The sequence below is a fragment of the Candidatus Eisenbacteria bacterium genome (genome assembly GCA_018831195.1).
Lineage (GTDB): Bacteria > Eisenbacteria > RBG-16-71-46 > CAIMUX01 > JAHJDP01 > JAHJDP01.
On the sequence record JAHJDP010000119.1, the window covers coordinates 88,497 to 111,210 of the forward strand.

Sequence of the window (22,714 nt, forward strand, 5' to 3'; positions counted from 1 at the left end):
GGCCCCGGCGGGGGAGGGTCGCCGGAGAGACGGATCTGATACCGGAACGCTGGAGACAGTTATCCCGCACCATGGCCTTCCTCGTGGGGGGGATCTATCTCGTCCTGGGCGTTGGACAGGTTCTCTCTCCATCGGCCGAACAGATCCCACTTACCGGCGATTCCCAAAGCTACCTCCGGACCGCTTCCGGCATCTCGCATTGTATAACCCACCCCGGCTGGACCATCGACCATCTCTTCAGCGGCGGTTTCAGTCCCGAGGAGAAACAGAACCTCGGTTTTGACGGATGGATCCTGCATCATGCCCCGCTCTATCTCATTCCCTTGGGGATCTCCCAGGCCATGGGGACGGGAGAGACCGGCGCCCGCATCGTCACCATTCTTTTTCTCGCCCTCCTCGGCGGGTTTGTCTTCGATTTGGGGCGGAGACTTTTCTCCCCACTCGTCGGCCTTTGCGCGGCGCTCATCACTCTTCTCGATCCGGCCACGCTGCTCTACGGAACGGCCGTCCTCACCGAAATCCCCCTCGCCTTCCTCGTCGTCCTCATTGGATGGATCTTTGTCCGCTGGGTTGAACAAAAAAATCCGCGCTGGTCTCTGATTCTGGGTCTGGGCTTCGGACTGCTTTATCTCGGCAAGATTACGTTTCGACCTCTTCTTCCCATCCTGGTTCTAATGGCCGCCGCCTATCTCTGGAAACGGCAGGACAGGGTGCGGCTGCTGGTTTTTCTTGGATTGGGTCTCGCGATCATCCTGATCCCATGGTGGCTTGGCCTGCTATCGCTCGATCTGCCGCTCAATCCGGTCGCCGAGAGCGGCGAGGATATGCTGTGGCTCTTCCGTGGGAATAATGTACACCTGCAGGGCTGGGAGACGGTGGGAGCCGGCGATGCCTCCACGCCGGAGCTTCAGCAGGCGGTGGCGGAGATCGCCGGTCAGAGCGATGTGCTCATACGAAAGGCGTATCAGCGGGCCCTCTTTCTTGGTATTCAACATCAGCCACTTCAATGGGCGGCGCTGGTGGGGCGCAAACTTGTCCTCTTCTGGACCCATCCGGCGGTTAAAAATTATACGTCGCATCCCTTCTGGACGATGCCGCCTTGGCTGATCCTTTTCCCGCTTCTGATCCTCGTCGCCTGTTTCGGCTGGCTCCTTTCCTTTGATGGACCAAGGCGGTGGATCCCGGCTGTTCCCATCCTTTATCTCTCCGCCGCGCATGCCTTGTCACATCTTGTCTCCCGATACAATGTGCCGACGCTTCCCATTGTCTATCTTTATGCCGCCGCGGCGCCCTGGATCCTGCTGCGGGCGCCATGGATCGGCACCTGGCGGAAGGCGGATTGGAGACCCTCGGCCGGATGGTTTCTCATCGGCGGGACCCTCGCCGCCTTGGCCCTTGGATTTTTCACGGCCCATCCTCTATGGCGTCCCTCGGCGGCCGATGTTCGGTCTCTCTCCTGGCTCGCATCACTCTTCAAGGCCCTGGGATTGGCCCTGGCCGGCTGGGCCGGGGCTTGGATTCTGAAGAGATCCACTCATGTCGGTCACCGGACCCCTTGGGGATTGATCTCAGGTGGAATCCTGGGGGGGATCCTGATTCTGTCGTGGAGGGGGAGCGATCCCGATTGGGATCTATTTTCCGTGCGCTTGGAGAAATCCGGCGATCGTGTGGTTCAAAGGATAGCCATTCCGCATACGCTGCCTCTTTCCCGGATCGAGAGCGGACATCTGGAGATCGATATGCTGCGATCGATCTCCTCGGAATTCACGCTGGAAGTCTGGGTCAATGGGCGGTTGGCGCATACTTATAATGGTGGCCTGGGCGCGGAGCCCTATGATTTCACCCTGAGTCCGCTGGTGCATGGTTATCAGGAGCGCTATCTCCGCATTATCGAAACATTGACCGATCATATGGAAGGGGATTTGGAGCCCCGGTATAAGGACCGCAATCCCGGTCTGGATGCCTATCGCCGCTGGGTCAGGGTCCCCCTGGAACCCGGTGATTATATGGGGCGGGATACGCTGAGTGTCAGCCTTGTCCTACAACGGGCGGGCCCCGGCGCCTATATCGAGATTTTTGGGGATCAGGTGATGGAATCGAGCCCGGGCCGTGTTCTGAGGGGGCCGGCCTTTTTCACCAACGCCTACCTCTTGTCGAATTATCGCTTCCGCGTTCTGGCCGGCGACCGGCGGGAGGCCGATGTCCGGCTGACGACGGATATCCCGCTCGACAGCTCCTGGTCCGAGTCCTCATTCTGGAAGGGGGATAGACCGAGCCGCGACCTCTCCCGGGATTTCGGAGTTCAGCGGGGGGAATACCGAATACGCCTCCGCTTAAGAATGCCGGGGAGATATGTTTGGAGGGAAGAGAAGGGGCAACCGCGGCTGAAATGGATCGCTAATCCCACAGCGGAGGACCGCAATCCGACCGGTGAGGAGGTGCGTCAGAAGATGATATACATCCAGGGTTATTTTGATGGGTTTGCGACGCTTTAACATTTTATTGATAGTCTTCCTGTTCTGCGCGCTGACGGCGGGCTCCGCGGCGCAATTTATAACTTTTGGGAAAAACAAGGTTCAGTATTCCCGGTTCGACTGGCAGATTTTGGAATCGAGCCACTTCCGTCTTTACTATTATCCCGAGGAAGCCCGCCTGGCGGAGAAAACGCTGGTTTGGGCTGAGGAGAGTTATGAGTCGCTGAGGAGATTTTTCGCCCGGGATGTAGGGCAGCCGGTGCCATTGATCATCTACAGCAGCCATCAGGATTTCGAGCAAACAAATGTGACCCCTTCCTTTCTGCCGGAAGGCGTGGCCGGGCTGACCGAGTTCACCCGGGGGCGGATTCTTCTGCCCTTTAACGGATCGATCAACGATTTTCGCGAGACCCTCCAGCATGAGCTGGTCCATGCCTTTCAGCTGTCGATTTACCGGGAAGCCTCGCGCTATACATCAAATCAATACGCCGTCAGTCCGCCGCTCTGGTTTACCGAGGGCATCGCCGTTCACTGGTCCGAATTCCGGGACGCCCGCGCCGACATGATCCTTCGCGATCTTTGTATCAACGGCCGGCTGCCCGGCATCGAGGATTTCTGGAGGTATCAGGGCTCGTTCATTATGTACAAGCTGGGCCAATCGATTCTTGATTATCTCGGCGAAACGTATGGAGAAGACCGGATAAGGGAGTTCTATTTGCGCCTGGGCGAGGTCCGGACTTTTAATGAGCTCTTTCCGCTCATCTACGGAATCTCGGTCGGGGAGATGTCGGATCGCTGGGAGTATTGGGTGCGGCAGCGATATTACCCCGATGTGGAGCTTGAAATACCGATTCTCTTTGATTCCAAGCTTCTGACGACGTCCGGCCAGGATTTCAAACCGACTCCGGTGCCGGGCCATATCAAGGGCTTTGAGCACCACTTCATTTTTATATCCGCCCGGACAGGGTATTCAAATATCTATGCGGCGGATGTCGACGCCGAAGAGAAGGATCTCGTAAAGATTTTGACCGGGCAGCGCCAGCCCGAATTCGAGAGCTTTCACGCCTTCTCGAGCCGGATGGATGTTTCCGCGGACGGAGAACTGATTTTTGTTTCAAAGCATGATGAGAAGGATGCGCTTTTCACATTAGATCTCGCGACCCACAAAATCAAAGATCGTTACGGGTTTGAGAATCTCATCGCGCTCTCGTCGCCTTCTTTGTCTCCCGATGGCCAACGGATCGTTTTTTCAGGCCTGTCCCGCGCGGGGCAGAATGATCTTTATCTATTTGATCGCCGGGCCGGTATTCTCCATCAATTGACGGATGACTTATACGATGACATCTCTCCCGACTATCACCCCGGGAGCGATCAAATCGTCTTTGTTTCAGATCGCGGACCGGACGGCAAGACCGGCGCGCGCAATCTCTTTCTGATGGATCTGAACTCGCGGGAGATCCGTTTTCTGACCTGCGGCCCCTGGGAGGATCTCTCACCGTCGTGGTCTCCCGATGGCCAGCAGGTTCTCTTCGCCTCAAGCCGCGCTGATGGTTTTGATCTTTTTACCGTTGATCTCACCGGCCGGGGACGCCGGCGGACACAAGCGTTGGAGGCGTTGTTGGATCCCCGCTGGCTGCCGGGAGGCGAGGAGGCCCTCTGCAGCGTCTATACAGAAAACAAATTCCGTTGCGCGCGGATCAAGCTAAAAGACGATCTCGAAGAGATCGAACTCGAGATCCCGCCCGATTGGGATACCTGGCCGGCGGAGACTGAAATGGCTCAGGTTCAATCGCGGCCTTCTAAATACGATTCGCGAATGAGCCTTGATGTGGCGCAGGGAGCCGTTGTCGCCGATCCGGCCTTGCGATACGGGGAGGGGATTCAAGCGGTTCTATCCGACCTGATGGGGAACCGGCTGCTCTACCTTCAATTGGGGAACTCCACCATCTCGACGGAGGATTTCCTGAGGAATTTCTCAGCCGGCGCTTCCCTTATGGATGTCGGCAGACGGCTGAACCGCGGAGTGAGCGCCTATTACATTTCAGGGGACTTCTACGATGCAGAGGGGCTGCCTTATTTCGAGCGGCGCAGCGGCGCCAGCTTCCTGTTCTCATATCCCTTTGACAAATTTCATCGCGTGGAGACATCCGTCGGCCTGGCCTACTCTGAAAAGGATTGGCCCCGCCGCGACTTGGCGCGCCGGGGACCGATCGCGAATCACTACCTCTCGTTTATTCGCGACAATAGCTTATGGCTCCCCACCGGACCGATTGATGGGGAACGGATGAATCTCACCGTCGGGATAACCATGAATCTGAGGCGCCAAAATACGGAGAATGCCCTCGCCATGTTGGATCTGCGCCGCTACTGGCGGATCCGTTTCCTCTCCGCCTATGCGGTCCGGTTTCAGGCCCGGATCTCCGAAGGTCCCGACCCCCAGCTCTTTGTTCTGGGGGGGACAAACTCGCTGCGTGGCTATCCGTATCGCCACTTCAGCGGAACCCGTTCGCTTCTTCTCAATCAGGAAATCCGCTTCCCGCTGGCCCGGGGCTTTGCTATCGGGTTGCCGATGGGCGTGATCGAATTGCCCGGTGTTCAAGGGGCTCTCTTTTTCGATGTGGGCAAGGCCTGGGAGGAGGATCAGAAACAGGATCTCGCAGGAAGTTACGGTATAAGCTTCCGGATGGGGTTGGCGGGTTTCATCGTTTTTCGTTTTGACGTGGCGGGGCGGACTGATTTCAAATCGGGGTCGAGCGGTACTCACACGGATTTCTTTGTAGGATGGAATTACTAGGTCCTATGCCGGTTCACAATCAAACAAGAGAGACATTCCCAAGACCTGAGAAAAACAGGGGGTCTCAAAACCGCACGGCTTTTCCGCTCGCTGTCTCGACGGCTTTATCAATCCTGTTGTTTTTTTGCGCTTGCAGCGGTGGACCGCCACTCGCGACCACGCCTCCGGAGATGGAACTTCAACCGGTCCGCAGCTGGAGAGTCGATCCCTCGCAGACCTTGGTGCTGCCACCCTTTCAGCGGATTTGGGAAGGAGGGATTGGGGGACGCATCGAGGGGGGCATGACGCATGCCGGCCGGCTGGTTATCGTGACCAGTCTCAACAGGCGGTGCGCGGCCTTTGACTTCCTCACGGGCCGGCGCGTGTGGCGCGTTAAACTTCCCGACCGGCCGGTCGGCCCCCCCGAGGTCGCCGGAGGTTGTGTTTGGATTATTGTCGGTCCCCAAAAATCGAGGCTGCTGGCCTTTGATCTCCTGACGGGCCACCGGATTCTGGAGCAGAGTATTCCTCCCAGCCTGGGCCCGGCCGTCGTCCAGGACAGCGTGGTGATCACGACAGCCTTATCCGGAGAGATCTTGGGATTTCGAAGAAGCTCCAATCGCCGGGGGGAATCCGACGGAGAACTTCACCTGCTGTGGAAGAAGACCCTTGAAGGCGGCTTCCGGAACGGACCCCTGGCTTGGAATGATTCCCTCCTCATTGCCGGCGCCCTGGATGGATCTATTGCGGGCCTACGGATTAAAGATGGCGAAATCCTCTGGAAGCTCCCGGTCGGCGGAGCTGTCTATGGTTTGACTCCCTATCGGGATGACCTGGTGGCCACCTTATACAATGGGGAGATCGTTGGATTCAGTCCCGAGGACGGGGAGCTTCTTTGGAAGCGTTCGGTTCAGGGTCCTCTGCTGACGCCGGCCGCCACCTCTGAAAATATTATTGTGACGGCCGCCACCGGCGGTGAGATCACGGCGATCGATCCGTATCGGGGAATACTCTGGGAAACGACGATGAAGCAGGTTGTCGTGACACGCCCGGTGATGACCTCTGAAGCTGTTCTGATAGCGACACGCCGCGGCGCGCTCGTCGGTCTCAACCGCTGGAAGGGCACCCGGGATTGGTCTTTAACATTTAAAAATCCTTTGCTGGTTCCTCCCTGTGTCACCCCGCAGCGACTGCTTATCGCCGATGGGCGGGGAGGGCTGCGGGCCTTTCATCATGGGGGTTCGACGGGAACGGTCATCAGTGAATCGCGCCAGAATGATATCGAGATGTCCCAGCTCGGTGTTCCGGCCGATTCGGCTTGGCTATCGGTTCAATCGATTCCACAGGGCCGCGGGATTCTCATCGATGGGGCGTTCGCCGGATGGACGCCGCTTGATTCGGTGCATGTCGCCTCCGGCTTTCACAGGATCGCGCTTCGCGACTCGGCGGGGCGATCCGCCGGTTTGCCTCTTCGCGCAAGGGACATGCAGCTGAGCGCCGACAGCCACGAGAGGGTCACATTTTATCCCGAGCTCACGATCCGGTTGGAAACATCCCCGACAGGTGTCTTTGTTTCTGAACAGGGCAATCCCATCGGTTCAACGCCGCTGGCCGTCCGTCAGAGAGAGGGAATGCCTCTGCGTTTAAGCTACCCTGGTTTCCAGGACACCCTGCTGACCATCGGGCCGCAAACATCATCGCCCCTCAGAATTCGCATGAAAGCATCCGATGATGCGGGACCGGGCTCCGGATGGAATGCTCTCCGCCGGAATCAGGCCGAGAGGCCATGGTATACAAAATCATGGGTGCGCTGGGGCGCGCCGGTGCTGGCGGTGGCCGCCGGCGCCGCGGCGGTTTATTTGCGGCGGCAGGGGAATGACGCCTACAACGATTATCGCGGGACCGGCGATACCGATGCGATGCGCCGCTATTTTGACAGGGCGGAACGTTTTGACCGGGGATCTATTGTTTCATGGGTTACGGCGGAGCTCTTCTTTGGTCTGAGTTTTTACAGCTGGATCCGGCATGATGAAGAATTGGAGAAGGCCGCCGATCTTCCCGGTACGCTGTCGCATCCGCCGGATTTCCGTCGACGGAAAGGCGGAATGCCATGAGCCGGCGCCGTGGAATCCTTCTTCTGCTGGTCTTCTGTTCGGCCGGCCTCCTGCTGCTGGGGTTCGGGTGTGAAAGCCGCGATCATGACAATCCGCTGGATCCTGAGAACACGGAAACACAGGGCGTGCCCGACATTTTAACAATTATTGCCGGCGATCATTCGGTCCGTTTGCTCTGGGATGATCTCGGTTATAGTGATCTCGAGTCGCAAATGATCCGGCGCCGCGAGAATGGCGGACCGGAGCACTCCATTGCCGAGGGATTGGCTCCATCCGTCTTGAGTTATGATGACACCTCTCTGGTCAATGGGTGTACATATACATATCGCCTCGAGTGGGATTTTACGGATTCCGATGCGCCGGTGATTTTGTCGCCCCAGAGCGCGCGTCCCGGTCCCGGTATTGTTTGGTCCATCGATGGGAACGGCGGAGGCCTCCTCCGTATAACCCCTGACGGCCAGCACGCCACCCAAAGGATCGGCGCGGGAAGATATATTTTGGATTTGGCCGTCGATCCGGAGACAGGCAGGGTGTGGGCGGCCGACTTTGATCGGGAACAAGTCCTCTCTTATGAGCCTCAGACGGATGAGGTGAGGACGTGGAATCAGGAGGGCGTTAATACGCTTTCGTATGATCCTGTTTCACGCATCTTGTGGGCCGGCGCCTATTACGCGGAAACCGTTTCCGCGCTGACACGCGAAGGTGAAGAATCCGTCCTCCTTTCCGAATTGGGCCATATCGAGGATGTCGATGCCCGCCCGGGAATCGGCGTTTACTATGCCGCCAAGGAAGGAACGGTCGGGCGGATATCACTCACCGGTGAGTGGGACGAGATTGTTGTCACCGGTTGGCCGGTTGCCGTCCAGTGGGATTCCCTTTCTTCCGGTCTTTGGATTCTTGACCGGGGGACGCGACAGGTGCTCTTCGCGCCCGATGATGGCTCGGCCCCCGATACGATTCTCGCCGGTCTCGGCGATCCCATCGATCTTGGACTCGATGGCGAAGGCCGGTGCTGGGTCGCGGACCGCGCCGGGCGGACGCTTCGATGTATCAGAGAGGGCGGAACCGACCTTGTGTTAGACCTAGACATAATACCCAGCGGCGTCACCGTTGATACGGCCACGGGCGAGGTATGGATCGCCTCGGTCACGCATCAGACACTGCGTCTGGTGGATCGGAATGGGGTGGAGCGCTTCCGTCTTCAAGGCTCCTTCGGGACAAAGAAGGTGGAAGGTGCCTGGAACCCCGGCGCCGGCCCGGCCATCGGGCGCCGGCCGCTTGACTTCACCACCCGCAAGGGACCCATACTTCTCACAGATTGATCAACCGACAGCGGGGAAATGTATGCTGGAAAAATGTGTCGATTTACGAAGTGATACGGTGACAAAACCGACGCCCGAGATGCGCCGGGCCCTGGCAGAGGCCGAAGTCGGCGACGATGTCTTTGGCGACGATCCAACCGTCAGACGGTTGGAAAGCCGGGTCGCGGAGATCTTGGGAAAAGAAGCCGCGCTCTTTGTCCCCAGTGGGACCATGGCGAATGAGGTGGCCGTTGCGGCCCACACGGAGAGGGGCGATGAGATCATCCTCGAAGGGCGGTCCCACATTTTTCTCTTTGAGGGAGGTGGACCCGCCCTGCTTTCGGGCGTACAGGTTTATCCTCTGCCGGGCGACCGCGGTCTCCCGACAATTGATGCCGTGAAATCCGCAATCCGTCCGGATAATTGTCATTTTCCGGTGAGCCGGCTGCTCGTGCTGGAGAACACGCACAACCGGGCCGGCGGAGTGGTTCTCCCGTTGGAGGCGCAGAATAAACTCTGCCGGTTCGCCCATGAAAACAATCTGAAGACACATCTCGACGGCGCCCGGATTTGGAACGCCGCGGCGGCCAGTGGAATTCCCGAGAAGCAATGGGCCGAGTCCTTCGACTCTGTGGCCGTTTGTCTCTCGAAGGGATTGGGCGCTCCCATCGGTTCTCTTGTCGCCGGTGGCCGCGAGTTCATCCGCAAAGCTCATCATTACCGCAAGCGCTTCGGCGGGGGGATGCGCCAAGCGGGGATTCTCGCGGCGGCGGGTTTGTATGCCGTCGATCACCACCGGAAACGTCTGACGGAAGATCATCGGCGGGCTCTCAAGCTGGCGACAAGCCTGGCGCCCCTTGCGGGGATCAGCGTCGATCCATCGCGGACGGAAACCAACATGGTCATGCTGCAGATCTCGAATGACGCTCCACCGGCGGACGTCTGGATCGAAAAACTCAAAGAGGAGGGGCTTCTCATTATCGCCATGGGTGAGCGGGCGATCCGCCTGGTCACCCATTTGGATATTGATGATGAGGGGATAGAGCGGGCCGTCACAGCCTTCACCCGCGTCGCCGGCGGTTTCGCTTCCTAGGGAGTTTCGGGGGAGACTTTCCGCCAGGTATGAGTGAGATTGTGCACGCGGCAATTCTCCATCGCCGCATTGCAGGTGGTGAAACACTCCATACAAATCGGATGCTGGGTTTTGGGCAACCCGAGGGAGTTTTCGCGGAATTTTTTGTACAAGGCTCCGTACCAGATTTCTGAAAAGGTATTATCGTGAATATTCCCCAGGATCTCTTCTTCGCAATAGCAACACGGAACAACAGCGCCGTCAGGGCCTATGACGCAGAAAGTCCATCCTTCATAGCATGGGATTTTTCTTTGCAGGGGATTGTCCTGCATTGTCTGCTGAGGGGCGAGCCGCGTCGTCAACTCCTGCTGAAAACGCTGGAGGTTATGGGTCACGCCGGCGGCTCTGAAAATCGATTCCCATTCCGCGCGATGCGACCGAAACATCTTTTCGTCGTCCGCGTTTAATTGAAGCTCCCGGGTCCCCGGCAACTCGCTCATTACAAGGAAGGTGATCTCGTTGACGCGATGGTCGGCGGCAAATTGGACCATGGCGCCGAAGTCACAGATATTTTCCCGTGTGATGACGTGGCTCAATATGATCCAGGGGTAGGGCGTCTGCAGGCGGTCCCGCTCCTTGAGCACGAGGTCGAGGAAGCGGACCATATTATCCCAAAGATCCTTGCGGCTGCTTTTCTGGAAAATCTCCCGGCTGCCCGCGTTGATGGAAAGGGTCAGCCGCGAGAGGCCGTTTTGTACAATAGCGGCCGGGAGATCAGGTTTCGCCAGGGTGCCGTTCGTCACCAGCGCACCGATCAAGCCGGCCTGGCCGATCGACTTGACGATTTCCGTCAGGTCGGGATGGGCGATGGGATCCCCTTTGCCGGACAATTCAACAATATCGACGCCGGCTGCGGCAAGCTCGCCGGTGAGCCGCTGAATCGTGGCCAAATCCATCATGGAGTTATTGTCGCGGTACGTGCGGGTGGCGGTAATCGGGAGTTTCTGCAGATGTCCATGCGATTCACAGAAGGAGCACTGAAGGTTGCAGTGGTGTGTCGTCTCCAGGCTGACCGTTTGCGGTCCCGTGAGGGGTTTCCCAAGCGCGGCGCCGAGATAGCGGCGGATGCGATGAGCCCTGCTCTTTGTTCTGAATTTTTCCATCCCATTCCTCCCGAAGGACGCGACACCTCATCCTACTTACCCTTTAAATCGTTGGAAAGATGGAACTTCATGAGGGAGAAAGGTCATGCGGCGCCTGATGTGGTGGATCTGGATCGAAGATAGGACCAGATCGCAAGGATCGAAAGACCGATATTCCTCAGAATCAGGAGGGGACCGACATGCGATGATCCCTCCCCAAAACACCCGCAATCGACATCCAGACCCCGGGCCCAAGCCGAAGCGATGGCGATAATAAAGACGATCAGTAGGCCCAGAAAAATCAGGGAGGCCCCCTTTTGAAGCGGTTTGATGAAGAGGGCAATGGATGCAATCGCCTCCAGTACGGGGAGGCCGATCGCAAGGAAGGGAATCAACGGCTCCGGAAGCATTCGGTAATTATAGAGGGCCTTGGCAAAGGCTTGGGGGTCGGCGAGCTTTCCAACCGCCGCCAAAATAAAGATTCCGGCCAGCAAAAGACGGCCGATCCAGACGAAAAATCGATGCATCTTCACCGGGCTTCCTCCGCATCCTCTTCCGACTCATCCCCCCCATACTCTTCCGACTCATCCCCCTCATACTCCTCCCAAGCCGGTTCGAGGACACCATCCGCCCCCGACTCGATCTTTCCGCCGTGATGCACCCAGGCATCCCAGCCATACGGGAACGCAGTCAGAGCGGTATGGCCGAGATCCTCCAGCTCCAAGAGAGCCTCATCGAGATCCGCGGCGTTTTCGACCTCTCCATAGAGACAGAGGCGCTGTCCCTGAGCCCAGGGGAGGAAGGTGTCATAAAGTTCACGCAGTCTTGAAACCGGCAGATTGATCGCCCCCGGAATATGGCCCTCACGGAAAGATTCTTCTTCACGAATGTCGACGAAGAGAAGATTGCCCTTGTTGTACAAATCAACGGCGCGGGAAGGCGACACCCATACGGCGCTGGACTCGATGGTCCATGCCTCAGAAGGAATCCGGGTGGGCAGCGGCTCGGCGCGCATCCGTTGCAGAAAGTAGGAAGCCACAATAGTGAGGATAACCAGGACGAACAGCTCCAGGAAACCCCGCCGGAGGTTCAAGTGCATGCTTTTACTTTTCCCCCCGGGCATATCCGATCACGGGCACCGTCAGGGTCGGTTGCGCCGGATCGTTCGTTTTAACGAGTATTTCCCCTTTGATCCTTCCCGGTTCGATATCAGGAGAGACATCGAGGAAAATTTCATAGGTGCCCGCGACCCGTCCGTCCGCCAGGCGGATTCTGACCTTGGGATTGTCCGACTCCGCCCCGACGACCTTGAATGCTTGCGTTCCTACAGGCCTGATGACGATAACCGGCGCCTGGACCATCCCGATTTTGAAGCTGCCGAGATTCAATGATGAGGGGGAGATTTGGAAATGATGAACGAGCTCGCCGCGGATGGGAATAATGATCGGTTTCATATCCTTAAAACCCGTCACGATCTTGATCTGTCCGCGGATCGCTCCCAGCGGCGCGCTTTCTTTAAGTTTGAATTTAATAACAACGACTTCACTATCCGGATCGGCGACATTCTGTATCTCCCAATCGAAAACATCCACTGAGACCTGGACATCCTCAACGGACAAATCCTGCCCCTTCTCTGAAGCCAGTCGAATCGTGGATTCGGCCGTCTTGCCGAATCTGACAAGACCGATATCAATGCGCTCGGGGGTGATGTTCACCAGGGCCTTGATAAAGGCTTTTATCCTTAACATTGTTTCCGGTTCGCCGGGATCGTTGCTCTTAACCGTGATGGTCTTTGTAACGGGGCCCTTGAATCGTTTGGTGTCGAAGCGGACATCGATCGTGCCCTTCCCATGGACCGGTATCACCGATTCCGTTGCCAATGCGGCGGTGCAGCCGCAAGAAGTTTTGACATCGAGAATCGCCAGCTCGCTGTCTCCGGCGTTCTGGAATGTAAAAACCGTATCCCGGTACGTCTTCTGAGGCAGAATTCCGAAATCGACCTCACGATAGTCAAAGCGGATGGCGGGACCCCCGAAGGGATCCGCCGGGACCGGCGCTGTTTCGAACAAGAAGATGACGGCAATGATGAGCATGCCAAGATTCAGAAGACGCTGATCCCTGACCATGTTTTTCCCCCTCGATCCTTGGTGGTTCCCCGGTGGGAGGATTCGTTTCCTCTGACAACGGATTCCCGCCGACGTAAGCCCATGTTACCCGAAGACGGATCCTTCGAAAATCTTTCCTTCATACACTTGGCCGCGGATCGAGGTTCTCCCCTTTGTCCGGTTTCTTCGGTACGCTCAGGGGAAGAGCCCCGCAGGATAGGGGGGATCCTATGAAATGGAAGGAGTTTACCGATGCCCGTGAAGATCGGCCCCTACGAGGTCCGGACGGTGATCACCAGCCGGTTCGGTCTTGACGGCGGGGCCATGTTTGGATCGATTCCCCGAGGGGTTTGGACTAAAGAGATCACGCCGGATGAAGACCACCGGATCCCCATGGTGGCCCGGACTCTGGTGATTCAGGGTGAGGGGATGACGATTCTGGTCGATACCGGCGTCGGTCATAGGTTCTCCGATGTGATGAAGGCGCACCTTAATTTGGATGCAGAGGTTCAGATCGGTGCGGAGCTTCGAAAGGCCGGTATTGAACCCGAGCAGGTGACCCATCTTTTCCTGACCCATCTCCACTTCGATCATTCAGGCGGGCTCTTTCGAGGTTCGATCGAGAAACCGGAGCCCAATTTTCCCCATGCGAAGATTCTGATCCAACGGGAGAATTATGAGCGCGCTTCCAATCCCGGGCCCAAAGAACGGGCCTCCTACCGCGCCCTCGAGCTGGAGCCCCTTTCAAAGAGCGACCTTGTTCTGTTGGATGGGGAGGCGGAACCTTTGCCTGGGATACGGGTCCGCGTCACGCATGGACACACCCGAGGACATCAGTCAGTCGAAGTCTTCTCTAAAAATGATTTTTTGCTCTATCCGGGCGATCTCGCCCCTACGATCTCGCATCTCCGGCTGGCCTTCTCCATGGGATTCGATATGCATGCCGAGGACCTCGTCCAGGACAAAGAGAGGTTATTGGATCTCTGTTTGCAGAGGGATGGGATTCTCGTCTTCGATCATGATCCCCGCGTCCCAGCCTGCAGACTGGGACGCACGGAGAAGGGTTTCCATGCAAAGAAATCTTATGATTTCTGAGATCGGGTTTCCTACTGGAGCCTGATCAATTTTTCCTGAACGCGATGATCGAGGCTCTGCAGGACGGCAAAATAGATCCCGCTGGGAACCAGGCGCCCCGACCGATCCCGTCCATCCCAACTCAAGGTCTGACCGCTGCTTCCGGCGGGGCCGTCGAAGAGGGTCCGGATTCTCCGGCCGGAGATGTCGACGATCTCCAGCTGCAGTTTCCGCCCGACCGCCGCCCCCGGAATCCTATAGGTTAATTGCGTTTGCGTTCCAAAGGGATTGGGGTGGCTCTGAAGCGAGATGCGGCGGAAGGGTCCCGGGTTTTCCGGCGCGGACGAGCCATGCGGGGGCCAATCGGGGAAGGCGCCGGTGCCGACCAAGGCGTAGGGCTGCCGGCCGCCTTGCGGTACATTGTGCGCGATGACGCGAATTGTATAGGTCAAGGCGCCGGGTGAATTGAGAAGAACCACTTCTTCAACATTAAGCCGATCCGCTGTCCCTCCCATGCCGGACTCGCCGTTATAAAAGACATTGCCCCGGAAAAGGCCGCCGCCAAGCACCTCAACCTCCAAATCAAGATCATTGACCAACTTTGTTCCGCTGCCGGTCGCAGCGGGGTAATCGGTCCAAACGAGAACGATTTCGAATGGTTCGCCGTCGTTCACCGTATATGAATAAATATCCACTTCACCTGTTTGAAGACCCACCGTTTCATCCTCAATCCGGAGGAAGCGGCTGTCGCCGGGGAAGTAAAGGGCGTTATCAAGAAGCAGGCGCCCCCATCCCTCGGTGTTATTGGGTATATCCGCCGCGCCCATATCCGCCGCCGAATTGATCATGGTCGCCTTGATCAATGCCGCCGACGGGATGAAGCCATCCTCGGAAACCGGGGCGCCCGAAGGGTACCATCCTTCGCGGTAGTATTGTCTCACCAAGAGTGCGCTTCCCGAGACGGCCGGAGCCGCCATCGATGTGCCCTGGAAGGGGCTTCCGACCACAGAACAGGTTGGACTGGGAGGGTTTCCCGTGTTGTTGTCAGCTGAAAATATAAAGTTGGGATCTTCTCCTCCCGGAGCCGTCAGTGTTGGTTTGTATCTGTTGTCGTCGGCCGGGCCGCGGCTGGAATAGCCGGCGATCGTCTCCTGTTGTGGGGCTTGCCGCGTGGCTCCAACAGAAATGCAGTTCTTGGCGGTCGCGGGGCTGCCCACGGTGCCCGATCCGGGGCCGTAATTCCCCGCTGCAAATACGGCGAGAAAGTCTTTATTGCTCCACATAAAATTATCGACGTCCCGCGCATGGGTGTCATAGCTGTTGGAGGATGACCCCCATGAATTGGTGTGGATACGGGATCCTAATGTATAAGCATCGCTGAAGGCGGACGTCAGGGACGAGGGAACCGAGAGAAGGCCGAGAAGGCAGGAAAAGAAGTCGTCATTCCCCACATCCTGAACGGTGATTCTGGCACGATAGGCCAAGCCGTTATAGTTGTCATTTCCGGGGTTTATGTAGGATTGGTCGCCGGTGCAGGTGCCGGCGACATGGGTGCCATGACCGGTTCCGCATCCGTCATAGGCGCTCCCGCCCCATGTCTTGTAATCGATGACCTTGCGATGATTCGGGTTGGGCGCTGCGTTCCCGTTCTCGCGAAACCAACAGCTGTTGTAGTCGAGACCGGTGTCCATCATCGTGACTATTTCATTTTCGCCGTGGAGATTGTGATCCCAAAGGGGTGTTTGTCCGGAGAGGTTGGACTGGACGACCCAGCGGGTGTTGTTGTTCTGCGTTGTAAAGTCCGGAACTTCTTCGATCCACCGCACCAGGGATTGCCGCGCCATAACCGGGATCATTTCGGGGAGGGCGCGGACCACCAAACGCGGTGTCCATAAATCGTCGACAACTTCAATAACCTCGAGGCCCAAGCCCTCTAATTCAACGGCGGCGAGTGATGGGTTTCCGAATACCTGAACGGTCAGCTTCTTGAACGGGTCATCTCTCCGCTCCGGATCCACAAGTTCGAATCCGCCTATCCGTGGACTTATACGATACGCCGGATGATAGGGTCCGACCCACCGAACGAAGGGAAGATGGGGCATCAGATCACCGGCCTGTTGATCCATCGTCACGAGATAGGCGAATTCCGGAATGTAATCGTGGATTGTGACGCCGATGGATTCGAGTTGCTCTCTCCATTCCGGAACGATCGGTCCCTGAAGCTGTACGAGGGCCGGCTGGGCTTTATCATTTGGGTCGATGGTCAGATCGGCGGGGAGCGGCGGCGCGCCGCCTTGCACCGGGTCAAAACGGTATCCGTTGAGATCGATCACCAGCCCCTGATCCAGGGCGACGCCGCCGCCGGCCAGGATCTGGATGACCAGCACCAAAATCAAGGAACCCCATCGGCTTATCTGACAATGGTCTTTCATCTCTCTCCCCCTCTTCCAACGCCCCGGCGCGACCTGTTCAGGTGAATGGATCAGATATCATAACGCATTTCATAACTTCCCGTTAGAGGATATCAATTCTGTGGCGGGAATTCAAGGTCTCTCTTCCGTCGGCGGGGCGGCCTTTGTCTCAAGAAGTTACGCCGGATCAGCCGATATGTGAGAAAAGAGCTGGTGCCTGAATTGCAACACACGGCTTCCCGAACGGCCACGGTTCCGGGGTTGGAGGAGTCTTGCTTATCCACATTATCCAAAGGCATTTATCTTCCCTGCACGGGAGGGTGGCGCTGCTGGTCTGGTCTGTTTGTGCCGCCAGCATGGCTCTCTATGTCGGTTTTCATTTGGCCTCCGAACAAAAAGTCTCACTGAAAAACGCCGCCCAGGAAATTGAAAGCCTGACAAAGATCATGGCCTCCAACGTCGGCGACGGTTCCAATCCGATGGCCAAAGAATCGATTCGTGAAACCCTTGAATCGGCCTTTCTCATGCCGGGGATTACCTATGCGGCCCTCTATGACGGCAGGGGGCTCCAGACGGTCATCCTGGGTGAAACCCCGGGAGAGATTGTCGTGAATCCCGGGAATCTCAGCGGCACCGAACTTACCCGGGAGGATGACAGCTTCCTCGTCCAATCGCCGGTGAGGAATGCGCACGATGAAATCATCGGCGCCGTCGTACTGAGACGATCGCTCGAGGATGTCAAAGCGCGCACGCATCATGTCGTGTCTAGAAATATCGCGCTGCTGCTGGCGATTCTGACAATCGGTCTTGCCGCCGCTATTTGGTTTGCCAAGGGTATATCAAAACCGATTATGGGACTGGCTCGCGCCGCAGAGATTTTCGCCGGCGGTGAAAAACCGACCGAGATGCCCGCCAAACAGGGAATTCTTGAAATCGATGTTTTGGCTGAAATGTTCAAGAGCATGATGAAGAGAATAGAGAAGCACCGGCTGGAAATCGAGGAGCAGAAACGGACCCTGGAAGTCAAAGTACAGGAGAGGACGGAGGAACTTAAACAAAAGAACATGGAGCTGGCCTTTCAGAATGAAAAGGTTATGGAAGCCAATCGCTTGAAGACGAGGTTTTTGGCCAATATGAGCCATGAACTGAGAACGCCTCTCAATGGTATTCTGGCGATTTCGGAGATGCTGAAAGAGGGAATGAGCGGGGAGTTGGAACCGGAGCAACAGAAACAGGTCGAAATCATCCACCGCAGCGGGACAACCCTTCTGACATTGATCAACGATACACTGGATTTGTCCTTGGTCGAGTCCGGCCGAATGGAATTCCGCCGGCGCAATGTAAAGATTGTGCAATATCTTAGAGAAGAGGTCGAGGCATTCCGTGTCCTTGCCGAAGCCAAGAATTTGATTTACGAAGTCGTCGAACAAAACGCCGGTGATGAAGAGGTTTTTGTCGATCCCGACCGCATACGCCAAGTCCTCATTAATATGATCAATAACGCCATCAAGTTTACCGATTCGGGTTCGGTTCGTGTCGTATTGGAACAGATTCGAGGCGGGCGCGTGCTTCGAGCGACGGTTCAGGATACAGGCATCGGTATTTCATCTGAAGACCAAGCGACGATCTTCCAGGAGTTCAGGCAACTGGATGCGACAGCAAGCCGCCGCCATGGCGGGACGGGGTTGGGGCTGGCTATTTGTAAGAGGTTGCTCAATTTAATGGGTGGGGAAATTTGGGTGGATAGTGAGGAGGGGATGGGTACGACCTTCTCCGTAGTCATCCCTCTGACTCAGGAGGAGGAGCGGGCGCCCGGAAAGGGTTACGCGGTGTCTCCGACAAGAGATGCCGTGCTCAGTTCCGTGGCGGGCCGCATACTGATCATCGATGAGGACCAAATCGGGTCCTCCAGGATTTCATCAATGTTTCGCAAACGAGGGATTGAAGTTGTTCTGGTATCCAACGGGGAAGAGGGCTTGCGGGCTCTCCGAAACTCAAAGTTTCATGCGCTGCTGCTGAGTCTCTCGCTTCCGCAGATGGATAGCATAACAATTCTAAAAGCGATTGAATCCTATCCTGACATCTCAAGCCTTCACATTGCTGTGACGGCCTCGAGAGATTTGACGAATGAAGAAAGTGAGTATCTAAAAAAACGTTCAATTGCGGTGTTCCGAACAGGTCAGATTGGATTGGATACCTTGATGGATGAGGTATGCAATTCACTTCCGGGAGTTCAGGCTCAGCGACCGGCCAAGAATGCGGCTTGAACAACTGGATAGATAGGGGAAAAGGATATGATTGAAACGAAAAAAGGGAAATACATCCTTGTGGCTGAAGATGATCCCACCAACCAGTACGTTTTCCGGAAGATACTTGAAAGGGCTGGTTATGATGTGGAGATTGCGGAACATGGTCAGAAGGCTTTGGAAGCCTGCAAGGCCAGGCGTCCCGATCTGATCCTGATGGATATGATGATGCCGATCCTTAACGGTTATGAAACCGTGGCCATCATGGTTCAGGATCCGAACCTTGATGATATCCCGATACTGGCATTGACCGCCAACGCCATGCGGGGCGATGAGATTAAGACAAGAGAAGCGGGATGCGACGATCATATCGCCAAACCGGTTCAAATGAAGGAGTTCCTCGATAAAATCGAGAGTTGGCTGAAGAGGGATCCCAAAACCTGGATGCCGGCGAGAATCGCGGGCCGTGAACCGCCGCTATCCGCTACCGGATAGAGATCGCTATATTATTGTCTTTCGAAGAAGGGGTTTCCCGTCCAGGGTTGGGAAGCCCCTTCACCATTTTTCGTTTATGCTGTACAAGTTAGAAGGGTGGCGGCATCGATTGAAAACGGGGAGGATGGTCCGACATTGCTTAAGGTGCACCAGCTCGCCAAGTCGTTTGGCGGGCAAATCCTTTTTAATGAGATTTCCTGGACTCTCGGTGGGTCGGACCGTGTGGGATTGGTGGGGGCCAATGGTTCCGGTAAGTCGACACTCCTGCGGATCCTGCTGGGCCAGATCGAGCCGGATAACGGAACGGTGGACCGTCCGGCGGCTGGATCGATGGGTTACCTGGCGCAGAATGATTTCACATTGACCTCGGGCCTGGAGGGCACCCCGGAAGAGGAGGCGTGGTCGGCTTTCCCTGAGATCTGTGACATCGAGAAGCGGCTGGATGAACTCCGGCGCGATGAGGGAGGCGATGCGCAGGAGGAGATGGATCTCATCCACCGCCGGCAAATTCTCGAGGTCGATGACGTCACATCCCGTATCTCCCGAACGCTGGCCGGCCTGGGATTCAGACAGGAAGAGATCCGGCGCCCCTTGCATACCTTCTCCCACGGCTGGCAAATGAGGGCGGCGCTCGCCAGATTGCTACTTATGGAACCCTCCCTGCTCCTGCTGGATGAGCCGACAAACCACCTCGATCTGGAATCCCGTGAATGGCTGGCCGAGTTTCTCGGCGCCTTTAAAGGCTCCCTGGTCGTGGTATCCCATGATCGCGATTTCCTGGATCAAACCGTAACGCGGATCACTGAAATTCTGGGCGGGGGATTGGAGGATTATCGCGGGGGATATTCCGATTACGAGCAGCAGAAAGTGGAACGCCACGCTCTGCGCTGGAAGGCGTACAAGCGGCAGACCGAGGAGATCAAGCGCACCCGCGATTGGATCGCTCGTTATCATGCGCAGAAACGACTGGCTTCCCGTGTTCAGAGCCGGATTCGGATGCTGGAGAAGATGGAGCGGCTGCCCTCGCCGGAAGCCCCGCCCCCTGAAATGAAAGCGCGCTTTCCAGATCCCTCCCCGACACCCCGTTTGATCTGCCGCCTGACCGGTATCAAGAAGAGCTATGGAGAAAAGAAGGTCCTCGATCATCTCGATCTTGAGCTGCACCGGGGTGACCGTCTGGCGATCGTCGGCTCCAACGGTGTTGGAAAATCGACCCTCCTGCGGATTCTGTGCGGCAGAGAATCCATCCAAGAGGGAAAGATTCATATGGCTCCCGAGGTCTCCCTCGGTCTCTTCTCCCACGATCAGATACAGGCTTGGGATCGCAGCACCACCGTCTTGGAAATGGCCGTCCATACGAAGCCTGATGAAGCGACGCAACGCCTCCGGACCCTGCTGGGAGCCTTTCTTTTTCGAAAGGATGATGTCGATAAACCGATCGGCGCCCTTTCGGGCGGTGAGAGAAGCCGGCTGGCCCTCGCTTGTCTTTTGTTAAAGGCTCCGAATTTGCTCGTGTTGGATGAGCCGACGAACCATCTCGATCTTGTTTCGATAGAAGCCTTGCTGAAGGCGCTGGAAGAGTATGCGGGCACCATTATTTTTGTCGCGCATGACCGGTATTTTCTCAAACGACTCGCGACCAAAGTCGCCTGGCCGCTCGACGGCCGATTCCAGATCTATCCGGGCCGGTATGAAGAATACCTTTGGGCTCGGCGGAACAGGCCTCAGTCTTTCGAAGCCGGAGGGGAGGAGGCTTCCGATCCCGCACCGGTCCCGGATGAGGATGCCGGCCAGCCCGGGCGGGAGGCCGCCGCTGAAGCGCCGGCCCCCCCTGATCCCCGCAGCGAAGCCAAACAACGGCAGCGTCTCGCCACCCGCAGAGCGAAGCGTCTCAAAGAACTGGAAGGGAAGATTCAGGAGTTGGAAGAACGAAAACGCCGCTACGAAGAAGCCTTTGCCCGGCCGGATTTTTTTGATGACGCCGACCGGAGCCGGCCCTACCTCGAGAGCCATAAGGAAACGGTGGCTGCGTTGGAAAAGCTTTTTGAAGAATGGATCGAGATTGAGAACGAGGAGATCGACGAGCCCCGCGACGAGAGGGGCTAGACGGCCTTCCCGGTAAGGAGCCGCAGGGTTTCCGGGCCGGAAAGATCGTGAAGCAGAAGGTCGGGTTTCAGGGCGGCCAGATCATCCGTTGAATAAGGGCCTGTCGCCACGGCGGCGATATGAACTCCGGAGATCCGTGCCGCTTCAATATCCTGGGGTGTATCGCCCACAAGCCAAACCGTCGACGGAAGCCATCTATGCGACCAATGCCTTTCAGCTCGTTTGACGGCGATGCCGACCAATTCGTGCCGGTGCAGGGAATGATCTCCATAGGCCCCGATCGGGAAATAATGTTCAAGTTGAAAATACTTCAGTTTGTACTGAGCGCCCTTTTCGGCATTTCCGGTCAATAGACCCAGGCAGATTTCAGGATCATCGCTGATTTCATCCAGCAAGGCCGGGATACCGGGACAAACGGTCAGCAGGTTGGCGTGCGGCACCTCTTCCGCCAGAAAACCGACATAGGCGTCGAGGATCGCCCTCATCAATAGCGGGTCGGGGGGCATCGGGTGTTCAAGCAGTCGAAGGGTCTCCATGAGGATAGAAAGATCCGTCCGTCCCGCATAATTGACATGAACCTGGGGGATTTCTTCCCCCAGGTATTTTTCCAAGGCCCGCCTGAAGGCCTTTTGCCCCGCTCCGCGGGTATGCAGAAGGGTACCGTCAATATCAAAGAGCAGCAGACGGCTGTATTCCGGCATATCAGTAGTGTTGTCTCACCTGCTGGGGAGGTGTGGGGACGGGCAAACCGGCCAATCGCAGGAGTTCCCTGTATTCATCCGGGTTTTCCGCCGTCCGGAGAAAAGATGTTTCGTCGAAATGACTATCGCTGATCGCTTCAGAATGGGCCAAGAGAATCGAACGATAATTATCTTCATCACCCAGGGCCCGCAGGGCCTCCAGATGCTCGGCGGCAAAAATGACCGGGTGGCCCGGGATACCTTGGGATACCGGAACCCCGATGGTGCCCTTGCCCTCTTCGAATTTCTTGAGGAGGCTCTGAAGAAGTTCCTTGGTCAGCAGAGGCTGATCACCGAGACCGATCATCAAGACTTGGGGTTCACTTTCAAGGCGTTCCAATCCCAGCTTGATCCCGAGACCGACTTTGCCCCTCGCATCGGGCACGGAAATAAGGTTTATAGATTCGACCGCCTTGCCGATCGATTCCTCGATTCTTTCCGCGCTATCAGCCGAGACGACAATGATCTCCTTGGGTTTCAATCCTATATAAGCTTGAAGCGTCCGCCCCAGGATCGAGGTATCGCCGAAGGGTAGCAGCGCCCGGGGTGTCTTCAGCCTCCGGGGATCAGTACTGGCCAACAATAGCACGCTGAATCCTTGCGCCATTGTCATTGCTCCTTTCTTCTCGCGGAATACGGGTCCGGTTTCGGACCGCCGGCA

Annotated in this window: 16 protein-coding genes; 9 read left to right on the top strand and 7 right to left on the bottom strand. The window is 56.9% G+C overall.

Annotated elements, in window-relative coordinates; all coding sequences use genetic code 11:
* Nucleotides 1-71 precede the first annotated feature (71 nt).
* The 5 genes from KJ970_21000 to ltaE all read left to right on the top strand — a co-directional run bounded on the left by KJ970_21000 (nucleotide 72) and on the right by ltaE (nucleotide 9,755).
* A complete protein-coding gene (locus KJ970_21000; protein MBU2693403.1) occupies nucleotides 72-2,495 on the top strand; it encodes a glycosyltransferase family 39 protein in 2,424 nt (807 codons plus the stop codon).
* Complete coding sequence (locus KJ970_21005; GenBank protein ID MBU2693404.1) at nucleotides 2,476-5,268, top strand: BamA/TamA family outer membrane protein; 2,793 nt, start codon at nucleotides 2,476-2,478, stop codon at nucleotides 5,266-5,268. Before KJ970_21000 ends, KJ970_21005 begins: the two co-directional genes overlap by 20 nt.
* Before the next feature lie 170 nt (nucleotides 5,269-5,438).
* Nucleotides 5,439-7,361 (top strand): PQQ-binding-like beta-propeller repeat protein, encoded by a 1,923-nt coding sequence (locus KJ970_21010; GenBank protein MBU2693405.1) that lies wholly within the window; start codon nucleotides 5,439-5,441, stop codon nucleotides 7,359-7,361.
* Nucleotides 7,358-8,683, top strand: a complete 1,326-nt coding sequence (locus KJ970_21015; protein MBU2693406.1) for a hypothetical protein — start codon at nucleotides 7,358-7,360, stop codon at nucleotides 8,681-8,683. Before KJ970_21010 ends, KJ970_21015 begins: the two co-directional genes overlap by 4 nt.
* Before the next feature lie 22 nt (nucleotides 8,684-8,705).
* The gene (gene ltaE / locus KJ970_21020) at nucleotides 8,706-9,755 is read left to right on the top strand and encodes a low-specificity L-threonine aldolase (GenBank protein MBU2693407.1); all 1,050 of its coding nucleotides are present in this window, start codon (nucleotides 8,706-8,708) and stop codon (nucleotides 9,753-9,755) included.
* On the opposite strand, the gene KJ970_21025 is transcribed toward ltaE, so the two are convergent.
* The 4 genes from KJ970_21025 to KJ970_21040 all read right to left on the bottom strand — a co-directional run bounded on the left by KJ970_21025 (nucleotide 9,752) and on the right by KJ970_21040 (nucleotide 13,002).
* Complete coding sequence (locus KJ970_21025) at nucleotides 9,752-10,897, bottom strand: radical SAM protein (GenBank protein ID MBU2693408.1); 1,146 nt, start codon at nucleotides 10,895-10,897, stop codon at nucleotides 9,752-9,754. The genes ltaE and KJ970_21025 overlap by 4 nt on opposite strands.
* An 83-nt stretch (nucleotides 10,898-10,980) precedes the next feature.
* Nucleotides 10,981-11,409, bottom strand: a complete 429-nt coding sequence (locus tag KJ970_21030) for a DoxX family membrane protein (GenBank protein MBU2693409.1) — start codon at nucleotides 11,407-11,409, stop codon at nucleotides 10,981-10,983.
* A complete protein-coding gene (locus tag KJ970_21035) occupies nucleotides 11,406-11,975 on the bottom strand; it encodes a rhodanese-like domain-containing protein (protein MBU2693410.1) in 570 nt (189 codons plus the stop codon). Before KJ970_21035 ends, KJ970_21030 begins: the two co-directional genes overlap by 4 nt.
* Before the next feature lie 4 nt (nucleotides 11,976-11,979).
* Complete coding sequence (locus KJ970_21040; protein MBU2693411.1) at nucleotides 11,980-13,002, bottom strand: DUF1573 domain-containing protein; 1,023 nt, start codon at nucleotides 13,000-13,002, stop codon at nucleotides 11,980-11,982.
* 231 nt (nucleotides 13,003-13,233) lie between these two features.
* Here KJ970_21040 and KJ970_21045 point away from each other — a divergent pair, with 231 nt between their 5' ends.
* The gene (locus tag KJ970_21045) at nucleotides 13,234-14,076 is read left to right on the top strand and encodes an MBL fold metallo-hydrolase (GenBank protein ID MBU2693412.1); all 843 of its coding nucleotides are present in this window, start codon (nucleotides 13,234-13,236) and stop codon (nucleotides 14,074-14,076) included.
* 11 nt (nucleotides 14,077-14,087) lie between these two features.
* Here KJ970_21045 and KJ970_21050 read toward each other — a convergent pair whose 3' ends face one another.
* Entirely contained in the window at nucleotides 14,088-16,487 is a 2,400-nt protein-coding gene (locus KJ970_21050) for a S8 family serine peptidase (protein MBU2693413.1), read from the bottom strand.
* A gap of 251 nt (nucleotides 16,488-16,738) precedes the next feature.
* On the opposite strand from KJ970_21050, the gene KJ970_21055 reads away from it, so the two are divergent.
* The 3 genes from KJ970_21055 to KJ970_21065 all read left to right on the top strand — a co-directional run bounded on the left by KJ970_21055 (nucleotide 16,739) and on the right by KJ970_21065 (nucleotide 21,313).
* Nucleotides 16,739-18,733, top strand: coding sequence for a response regulator (locus KJ970_21055; protein ID MBU2693414.1), 1,995 nt, complete (start codon nucleotides 16,739-16,741; stop codon nucleotides 18,731-18,733).
* A 27-nt stretch (nucleotides 18,734-18,760) separates the two neighbouring features.
* Entirely contained in the window at nucleotides 18,761-19,207 is a 447-nt protein-coding gene (locus KJ970_21060; GenBank protein ID MBU2693415.1) for a response regulator, read from the top strand.
* Nucleotides 19,208-19,342: 135 nt separating this feature from the next.
* Nucleotides 19,343-21,313: an ABC-F family ATP-binding cassette domain-containing protein gene (locus KJ970_21065; protein MBU2693416.1), complete on the top strand. Its 1,971-nt coding sequence runs from the start codon at nucleotides 19,343-19,345 to the stop codon at nucleotides 21,311-21,313.
* Here KJ970_21065 and KJ970_21070 read toward each other — a convergent pair.
* Nucleotides 21,310-22,014 (bottom strand): HAD hydrolase-like protein, encoded by a 705-nt coding sequence (locus KJ970_21070; protein MBU2693417.1) that lies wholly within the window; start codon nucleotides 22,012-22,014, stop codon nucleotides 21,310-21,312. The genes KJ970_21065 and KJ970_21070 overlap by 4 nt on opposite strands.
* 1 nt (nucleotide 22,015) lies before the next feature.
* Complete coding sequence (locus tag KJ970_21075; GenBank protein ID MBU2693418.1) at nucleotides 22,016-22,660, bottom strand: NTP transferase domain-containing protein; 645 nt, start codon at nucleotides 22,658-22,660, stop codon at nucleotides 22,016-22,018.
* Nucleotides 22,661-22,714: the final 54 nt, after the last annotated feature.

Excerpts from the sequence above, each read along its gene's own strand:
- KJ970_21000 (MBU2693403.1), top strand. The coding sequence starts at position 72 with ATGGCCTTCCTCGTGGGGGGGATCTATCTCGTCCTGGGCGTTGGACAG.
- KJ970_21005 (MBU2693404.1), top strand. The coding sequence starts at position 2,476 with ATGGGTTTGCGACGCTTTAACATTTTATTGATAGTCTTCCTGTTCTGC.
- KJ970_21010 (MBU2693405.1), top strand. The coding sequence starts at position 5,439 with ATGGAACTTCAACCGGTCCGCAGCTGGAGAGTCGATCCCTCGCAGACC.
- KJ970_21015 (MBU2693406.1), top strand. The coding sequence starts at position 7,358 with ATGAGCCGGCGCCGTGGAATCCTTCTTCTGCTGGTCTTCTGTTCGGCC.
- ltaE (MBU2693407.1), top strand. The coding sequence starts at position 8,706 with ATGCTGGAAAAATGTGTCGATTTACGAAGTGATACGGTGACAAAACCG.
- KJ970_21025 (MBU2693408.1), bottom strand. The coding sequence starts at position 10,897 with ATGGAAAAATTCAGAACAAAGAGCAGGGCTCATCGCATCCGCCGCTAT.
- KJ970_21035 (MBU2693410.1), bottom strand. The coding sequence starts at position 11,975 with ATGCACTTGAACCTCCGGCGGGGTTTCCTGGAGCTGTTCGTCCTGGTT.
- KJ970_21040 (MBU2693411.1), bottom strand. The coding sequence starts at position 13,002 with ATGGTCAGGGATCAGCGTCTTCTGAATCTTGGCATGCTCATCATTGCC.
- KJ970_21045 (MBU2693412.1), top strand. The coding sequence starts at position 13,234 with ATGCCCGTGAAGATCGGCCCCTACGAGGTCCGGACGGTGATCACCAGC.
- KJ970_21050 (MBU2693413.1), bottom strand. The coding sequence starts at position 16,487 with ATGAAAGACCATTGTCAGATAAGCCGATGGGGTTCCTTGATTTTGGTG.
- KJ970_21060 (MBU2693415.1), top strand. The coding sequence starts at position 18,761 with ATGATTGAAACGAAAAAAGGGAAATACATCCTTGTGGCTGAAGATGAT.
- KJ970_21070 (MBU2693417.1), bottom strand. The coding sequence starts at position 22,014 with ATGCCGGAATACAGCCGTCTGCTGCTCTTTGATATTGACGGTACCCTT.
- KJ970_21075 (MBU2693418.1), bottom strand. The coding sequence starts at position 22,660 with ATGGCGCAAGGATTCAGCGTGCTATTGTTGGCCAGTACTGATCCCCGG.